1 protein-coding gene is annotated in these 1,150 nt (G+C 26.8%); it reads right to left on the bottom strand.

Going from position 1 to position 1,150, the window contains the following annotated elements; genetic code table 11:
• Window positions 1-132 precede the first annotated feature (132 nt).
• Window positions 133-978, bottom strand: a complete 846-nt coding sequence (gene blaZ, locus AB0B86_RS33500; RefSeq protein WP_000733274.1) for a penicillin-hydrolyzing class A beta-lactamase BlaZ — start codon at window positions 976-978, stop codon at window positions 133-135.
• Window positions 979-1,150 lie beyond the last annotated feature (172 nt).

Here is a 1,150-nt window from a genome sequence, read left to right as displayed (position 1 = left end):
TAGATAGTAGCCAACGGCTACAGTGATAACATCCTTGTTAAATTGTTTATATCTGAAATAGTTCATACAGAAGACTCCTTTTTGTTAAAATTATATTATAAATTCAACTTTGCAACAGAACCATTTAGAATATTAAAATTCCTTCATTACACTCTTGGCGGTTTCACTTATCAACTTATCATTTGGCTTATCACTTTTATTGTCTTTATTCGTAAAAATGACTAAAACAATAGGTTCAGATTGGCCCTTAGGATAAACAAAAGCAACATCATTTCTAGAAGCATATGTTATTGCTTGACCACTTTTATCAGCAACCTTACAGTCTTTTGAAACACCGTCTTTAATTAAAGTATCTCCGCTTTTATTATTTAACATTAAATCAAGTAAGAATTTTTTGTTTTCTTTGCTTAATTTTCCATTTGCGATAAGTTTATTTAAAGTCTTACCGAAAGCAGCAGGTGTTGAAGTATCTTTTTTGCTCTTTGGTGAATAGTAATTTAATTCTATCTCATATCTAACTGGATTTGTTACTTTATCTCCTAGTTCTTTTAGACGTTGTTTAACTTTTTTGATTCCACCAATTTCTTTTATAATTTTATTGTTTGCTGTATTATCACTATATGCCATTGAAGCCTCAATAAGTTCTTTTAAAGTGATATCTTTTCCTACATATTTTTCTAAAATAGGAGAATAAGCAACTATATCATCTTTGTTAATATGTATTTTTTTATTTAACTTATTATAAGGTACTTGTTCTAACAAAATAGCACTATTTATCGCTTTTGAAGTCGAAGCATAGGCAAATCTCTTATCTGAATTAAATTTTACTTCCTTACCACTTTTAGTATCTAAAGCATAAACACCAATATGAGCATTATATTTTTTTTCTAAATCATTTAACTCTTTGGCATGTGAACTGTTTGAATTACATGCACTTAAAACTAAAGCAATTGCAATTAAAAATATTAACTTTTTCAAAATAAACCCTCCAATATTACAGTTGTAATTTTTACAAATTAATAATATTACAATTGTAATATTGGTGTCAATTGTTTATTATAAATAATTGAAAGAAGGTGTCAAAATGGCTAAATTACTAATAATGAGCGTAGTAAGCTTTTGTTTTATATTTCTATTGTTAGTATTTTTT

Source organism: Micromonospora sp. NPDC049047, assembly GCF_040649135.1.
Taxonomy (GTDB): domain Bacteria; phylum Actinomycetota; class Actinomycetes; order Mycobacteriales; family Micromonosporaceae; genus Micromonospora.
This window is presented reverse-complemented; position numbering and strand designations above follow the sequence as displayed.